The 6931-nt window shown below is 70.9% G+C and carries 4 protein-coding genes, 1 tRNA gene and 1 pseudogene; 5 read left to right on the top strand and 1 reads right to left on the bottom strand.

Translation table 11 applies throughout. The annotated features are described in order from the left end of the window. The 5 genes and pseudogenes from ABT057_RS33730 to ABT057_RS33710 all read left to right on the top strand — a co-directional run. Positions 1–303, top strand: a pseudogene (locus ABT057_RS33730) (DEAD/DEAH box helicase); the annotation flags it as partial. 227 nt (positions 304–530) lie between these two features. Continuing rightward, on the top strand, positions 531–3611 hold the full coding sequence (locus ABT057_RS33725) for an FG-GAP-like repeat-containing protein (RefSeq protein ID WP_352347451.1): 3081 nt from the start codon (positions 531–533) through the stop codon (positions 3609–3611). A 61-nt stretch (positions 3612–3672) separates the two neighbouring features. After that, entirely contained in the window at positions 3673–5232 is a 1560-nt protein-coding gene (locus ABT057_RS33720) for an amino acid permease (protein ID WP_352347449.1), read from the top strand. 144 nt (positions 5233–5376) lie between these two features. Beyond that, positions 5377–5449, top strand: a tRNA-Lys gene (locus ABT057_RS33715). Positions 5450–5552: 103 nt separating this feature from the next. Beyond that, positions 5553–6212, top strand: coding sequence for an NUDIX domain-containing protein (locus ABT057_RS33710; protein ID WP_352347447.1), 660 nt, complete (start codon positions 5553–5555; stop codon positions 6210–6212). Here ABT057_RS33710 and ABT057_RS33705 read toward each other — a convergent pair. After that, on the bottom strand, positions 6199–6840 hold the full coding sequence (locus ABT057_RS33705) for a GTP cyclohydrolase II (protein WP_352347445.1): 642 nt from the start codon (positions 6838–6840) through the stop codon (positions 6199–6201). The genes ABT057_RS33710 and ABT057_RS33705 overlap by 14 nt on opposite strands. Between the last annotated feature and the right edge of the window lie 91 nt (positions 6841–6931).

The following is a 6931-nucleotide window of genomic DNA, read 5'->3' as shown; positions in this document are numbered from 1 at the left end:
CGTGACAACCGTGGTGGGTTCAACCGCGACAACCGTGAGAACCGTGACAGCCGTGACGGCGGCCGTTCCTTCGAGCGTCGTGACGACCGTGGTGGCCGTCCCTTCGAGCGTCGCGACGACCGCACCGGTCACCGCGGCAGCGACCGTCCCTTCAACCGTGACCGCCGCGACGACCGCCCGGGCTTCCGCTCCGGTGGCCACGACCGCCCCTACGGCCGTCGTGACGACCACCGCGGCACCGGCACCGGCACCGGCTCCTTCGGCCGTCGTGACGACAAGCCGCGCTGGAAGCGCAACGGCTGACCTGACCGTCAACCGACGACTGAACAACTGAACGACTGAGCGCCGTGACCCCATGCGTGGGTCACGGCGCTCAGTCGTTGCCGGCCCGAAAGCACCCTCGGGAAAACTGTGAAGTGACTGTAGGATCAGCCGACTTGTGAGACGGGTGTGAAAGGCCGGGGGGCCGCGGACGCCGGATCGGCGTCCCGCCCGTCTCCGTTCCCTGGGGAGGGACCCTCTTGGCCCGCATGGCCCGTCACGCCCACGCACGCCTGCGCCTCGTCGCCGCCTCCGCCGTCCTGGCTTCCGGCCTGAGCCCGCTGCTGCTGCCGTCGTCGTCCGCCGTCGCGGACACACCGCAGGAGACGGTGGTGCCGGCCACGCTGCGGGACCACGGACTCACGGCGGCGTTTGGGTCCTCGTCGACCGGCAACGGCCATGACGCCGCGGGCGCGCAAGGCGTCTTCCACACCATGGAGGGCCGCAGCGGTCTGCTGTGGACGCGTTACGCGGACGGCGAGTCGGTGAGCGTGCCGACGGCGCCCACGGGGACGGGCGCGATGACGACCGGCAGCGATGTGCTGGCGTACAAGTACGCCGACGGCCGGGTCGACTTCTGGGACGCCACCGACGGTACCCGCGGCCTGCGGATTCCGGACGGCCTCGGCTACCTCACGTCCTACGACGATCTGACGATCGCCTATCGGAATGTGGCAGGCGAGGACGGCACAGCCACCCGGGAAATGCACCTGCTGACGCCGGGGCCGGACGGCACCACCGGCGACCGGACCGTCACGGGCGGACCGGCCGGTCTCGTCCTCGCCGCGGCCGTCGGCGCGGACGCCGGGATCCTGTACTTCCGTGCCTCGGTGGCCGGGCAGCTGGGGCTGGCGGCCGTGGACCGCGCGACCGGTGAGGTACAGGGCTGGAGCGGCCCGCTCCCCGTGGCGTACTCCAGGGTGACCTTGGGCGGCGGCCACGTCGTCGTCTCCGCCGCCGCCAAGGCCACGGTCCTGGTGCTGCCGCGGGATCTGTCGGCGGCCCCCGTCGAACTCAGGCTGAAGGGCGTCAGCGACGGGCCGAACGCCACCTACAACCTGGCCGTCGTCGGTGACTGGCTGGTCAACGGGGTCTACTCGACGACCGCGCAGCCCCTCACCGGCGGTGATCCGGTGACCCTGCTGCGGTCCTCGGCGACCGGGACCGCGGTCGGTCCCGGCGGCACGGCCGTGAAGGTCGGCATCGGCACCGGCGAACGTGGCATCCAGCGCATCACGCCGGGCGCGGACGGCGGCCCGCCCGTCGTCACGCTGCTCAAGGCCCTGCCCAAGCCGGCACTGCCGATCCAGGGTCTGTCCCTGGAGCAGGGGCGGCTCGTCGTCATGGACTACCCCGAGAGCTACCTGCGTACCGACTCGGTACGGACCGTGGCCGCCTCCGGCTCCCCCCAGTTCGGCGAGCGCAGCGCGTTCACCACCGACGTCGTCACGCCCACCTGCGCCGCCACGGACGTCGCCTGCGGCCAGGTCCACGGCACGGCGGACGGCCGTATCGTCTGGCTCTCGCACGACGAGACCACCGACCGGATCAGTGTCCACGGCCCCGGTGACGAAGGCGTCTGGCAGCGCACCGGGCTTCCCCAGGGCGGACAGGTCACCGATGTGTCGGGCCAGTACCTGCTCTTCTCGGCGCCCGCCCAGCAGTTCGTCTTCCGGATCGGCGACGACGGACCTCCCGCTCTCACCCGCACCTCAGGCCCGGCCGCCCTCTTCGGCGATGTCCTGTGGACGGCCGGCACGGCCCCCGGCACGGTCACGGCGTACAGCCTGACCGCGAAGAAGACCGTCGAGACCGTCACCACCGACGCCGGCTGCGCCCCCACCGAACTGCAGGCCCTGGGCCGCTGGCTGTACTGGACGTGCGACGGCCGTGCGGGCGTCTACGACCGTACGGCGAAGAAGTCGGTGGAGGTCCCCGTCGGCGAGGCAAAGCTCGGGGACGGATTCGTCGTCACGCACGACAAGCAGGCCGGGAAACTGACCCTGACGACGTTCGCCGACGGCACGGCCGCGAGCCGGGTGATCGGAGACCTGCCCGACACCGGGGTCTCGCAGCGGGACGTGCGCTGGACGGTGGACGAGTCCGGCGCGAACGCCGCCTACGTCGACGACCAGGAGCGGGTTCACCTCGTGCCGTCCGGTGTGCCGCAGCAGCCGCTCAGCCCGCTGGCACCGCAGACGAAGGCCTCGCTCGTCCGGGCGCACGAGACCGACACCACGCCCGACACCCTGACCACACTGCTGCTGTCGAAGCCGTCCGCGAGCCGGCGGCTGACCGTGCGCAGCAAGGCGACGGGCAAGGTCGTGGACGTACGGGACGGCGGAGCCGCGCGCGGCTCGCTGACCGTCGGCTGGCACGGCACCGACGCCGGGGGGAAGTTCCTGCCGAACGGCTCGTACGACTGGACCCTGTCGGTCGCTTCAGCGGACGGCGGCGGGGCGCCGCTGGAGTCACACGGCACGGTCCGTCTGGCGGGCGCGGGCGTGGTGTTCCACGATCATGTGGGTGCGCTGAGCCTGCCGGACGGCACCGGCGACCTTCTCACCCTCGACTCCTCGGGCACGCTGACCTTCCAGCAGGGCACGGGCACGGGCACGTTCTCCGGGAAGGTGAGCGGCAGCGGCTGGGCGACGGGCGTCAAGGCCGTTCCGGTCGGCGACCTGAGCGGCGACCGGTGCAACGACATCATGGTGCGGCTGAGCAGCGGGGCCCTGCGCCTGTACAAGCCGGGCTGCGGCGCCACGCTCAAGCCGTCGACGTCGTACACCTCCCTCGGCACCAGCGGCTGGAACCAGTACGACGTCCTGACCGCGCCCGGCGACGTCACCAAGGACGGCCGCCCCGACCTGATCGCCCGCAACGCCTCCACCGGCGCCGTGTACCTCTACAAGGGCACGAGCACCGGCAAGCTGTCGGCCCGCGTGAAGCTGTACGCCGACTGGAAGACGTACAAGAAGGTCGTGGGCGCCGGGGACCTCAACGGCGACGGCATCGGCGACCTGGTGGCGCAGGACAAGTCGAACAACTTCTACCGGTACTACGGCAAGGGCAACGGCACCTTCTCGGCCCGGGTGAAGCTCTTCTCCGGCTGGGGGGCGTCGTACGACGCGGTGGTCGGCGTCGGGGACATCACGGGTGACGGGAAGGCCGACCTCGTCGCGCGGGACACCTCCGGCGTCCTGTACCGCCTGCCCGGCAACGGCACGGGGTCGTTCGGCACCCGGGTGAAGATCTCCTCCGGCTGGAAGGGCTACAAGGGGATCTTCTGAGCGCGAATTCCAGCCAAGTTGTGACGTGTGTCACGCCCCTGGCGCGGGCATTGCTGGGGGCATGACAGATGACCTCAAAGGGAGCGGGCACGCGGATCTCTCTGATGAAGAGCGGCTGGCCCAGCTCGGCTACACCCAGGTACTCGCTCGCCGCATGTCGGCGTTCTCCAACTACGCGGTGTCCTTCACGATCATCTCGGTCCTGTCCGGCTGCCTGACGCTCTACCTGTTCGGGATGAACACCGGCGGTCCCGCGGTGATCACCTGGGGCTGGGTGGCCGTCGGCCTGATGACCCTCTTCGTCGGCCTCTCCATGGCCGAGATCTGCTCGGCGTACCCGACCTCCGCGGGCCTGTACTTCTGGGCCCACCGCCTCGCGCCGCCCCGCTCGGCGGCCGCGTGGGCATGGTTCACGGGCTGGTTCAACGTGCTGGGCCAGGTGGCGGTGACCGCCGGCATCGACTTCGGCGCGGCGTCCTTCCTGGGCGCCTACCTGAACCTCCAGTTCGACTTCGAGGTGACGCCGGGCCGCACGGTCCTGCTGTTCGCCGCGATCCTGCTCCTGCACGGCCTGCTGAACACCTTCGGCGTCCGTATCGTCGCGCTGCTCAACAGCGTGAGCGTGTGGTGGCACGTGGTGGGCGTGGCGGTCATCGTCGGAGCGCTGGCCTTCGTCCCCGACCACCACCAGTCCGCGTCCTTCGTCTTCGGCGAGTTCGTCAACAACACCGGCTGGGGCAGCGGCGTCTACGTCGTCCTCCTCGGCCTCCTGATGGCCCAGTACACCTTCACGGGCTACGACGCCTCCGCCCATATGACGGAGGAGACGCACGACGCGGCCACGGCGGGACCGAGGGGCATCGTGCAGTCCATCTGGACGTCCTGGATCGCCGGCTTCGTGCTCCTGCTCGGCTTCACTTTCGCCATCCAGTCCTACAACGGTGCCCTGGAGTCCCCGACGGGTGCCCCGCCGGCCCAGATCCTGCTGGACGCGCTCGGCGCCACCGCGGGCAAACTTCTGCTCCTCGTGGTGATCGGCGCCCAGCTGTTCTGCGGGATGGCGTCGGTGACGGCCAACAGCCGCATGATCTACGCCTTCTCGCGGGACGGCGCGCTGCCGTACTCGCACCTCTGGCACACGGTCAGCCCGCGCACCCGCACCCCGGTCGCCGCGGTCTGGCTGGCGGCCGGCGGCGCGCTCCTGCTGGGGCTGCCGTACCTGATCAACGTCACGGCCTACGCGGCGGTGACGTCCATCGCGGTGATCGGTCTCTACATCGCCTACGTCATCCCGACGCTGCTGCGGCTCCGCAAGGGCGAGGACTTCCAGCGCGGACCGTGGCATCTGGGCCGCTGGTCGGGGCCGATCGGTGTGGTCTCGGTGGCGTGGGTCGCGTTGATCACGGTGCTGTTCATGCTGCCCCAGCTCTCCCCGGTCACCTGGGAGACGTTCAACTACGCCCCGGTCGCCGTCCTCGTCGTACTCGGCTTCGCGGGAGCGTGGTGGCAGGTCTCGGCCCGGGAGTGGTTCCTGAACCCGGCCCACGAACGGACGGTGGCCCGGGAGGCGGCCAGGGTGCGGGTGACCCTGAAGGTCGACGGAAGGGTGGACGATCTGTAGCCGGCATGCCCCGCGGGACGCCGTCCGCCGACCCGGCCGCCTTCCGTGGGCCGACCCGTCCGACGACCCTGACACGGCCGTGTCCCCGATACCCGATCGGAGACACGGCCGGGTCCGGCTATGCTCGGGGAGGCAACATCGCCTGGGCCGTTAGCTCAATTGGCAGAGCAGTGGACTTTTAATCCATTGGTTGTGGGTTCGAGTCCCACACGGCCTACAGATTCGCCCCCAGCTCGGAGACGGTCCGGGCTGGGGGCGCGTCCGTTTCGGGCCACCCCCATGAGCACGGACCGGCCGGATGCCGGCTGGAGGAGACGCGGATGACCGCCGGCATCGACACGCCCGACCCCCGCGGCCGCACCGGCCTCCACCTGCACGGCCGGGACCTCACCGGGAACCCACGCGTCCGCATCGTCGACGTCGAGGTCCTCGCCTGCGACTGGGCCGTGCTGCGCCGTACCACCTTCGACTACCGGCACAGCGACGGCCACGTCAGCCGCGAGCGGCGCGAGACCTACGACCGGGGCGACGGCGCGACGATCCTGCTCTACGACGCCGTACGGGAAACGGTCCTGCTGACCCGTCAGTTCCGGCTGCCCGCCTACGTCAACGGGCACCCCGACGGGATGCTGCTGGAGACCGCCGCGGGGCTGCTGGACGGCGACGACCCGCAGGAGGCGATCCGCCGCGAGGCCGTCGAGGAGACCGGGCGCGAGGTGTCCGCCGTCGAGCATGTGTTCGACGCATTCATGAGCCCCGGCTCGGTCACCGAGCGGCTCGGTTTCTTCGCCGCCCCCTACGACGGCTCCGCCCCCGGCGCGGCCACGGCGGGCGTGGCGGCCGAGGGCGAGGACATCACGGTCGTGGAACTGCCGTTCGCGGAGGCCCTGGGCATGATCCGCACGGGTGCGATCGCCGACGCGAAGACCATCATGCTGCTGCAGTGGGCCGCGCTGGACGGTCCGTTCAGCCGACGCTGAGATTCGTCAGGCTGGCCAGCGGCAGCGTGTGCTGGGTCTGCAGGACCTTCGCGCGCAGGTAGCGGACGTTGTGCGGGGTGGTGAACACGCCCGTCGGGACCCGGTCCTGGACGTCGATGCCCAGGCTCCGCAGCTGCTCCGCCTTGTCGGGGTTGTTGGACAGCAGGTCCAGGCCGGTGACGCCGAGCGCGCGCAGCATCTGGGCGGCGGCCGTGTAGTCGCGGCCGTCCTCGGGCAGGCCGAGCGCGGCGTTCGCCTCGTAGGTGTCCAGGCCCTGGTCCTGGAGGGCGTAGGCGTCGAGCTTGTTGTAGAGGCCGATGCCGCGGCCCTCCTGGCGCAGGTAGAGCAGGACGCCGCCGCGCTCGGCTATGCGTTCGACCGCCTCGCGCAGCTGGGGGCCGCAGTCGCAGCGCGCCGAGCCGAAGACGTCGCCCGTCAGGCACTCGGAGTGCAGCCGGACCAGCGGGACGGTGCCGGGGGCGGACTCGCCGAGGACGACGGCGACGTGTTCCTGTCCGTCGGCGAGGCCGTGGAAGGTGACCAGTTCGGCGTCGACGGAGTAGCCGTCGTGGAAGCGCAGCGGTACGCGGACGCGGGCGCGCTGGGTGGCGGCGGGGGTGTCGGGCATGCGGGTCTCCCGGTCCGGTGGACGGTGAAGCTTCGGAAAGAGCGCCGGACCTGCTTCAGATTTGAAACAGATCCAACGGGTCGAGACCCTA

Source organism: Streptomyces sp. NPDC002588 (genome assembly GCF_040295925.1).
GTDB lineage: Bacteria > Actinomycetota > Actinomycetes > Streptomycetales > Streptomycetaceae > Streptomyces.
Note: the sequence above shows the minus strand (reverse complement) of the source record. Positions and strands in the feature narration are given on the sequence as shown.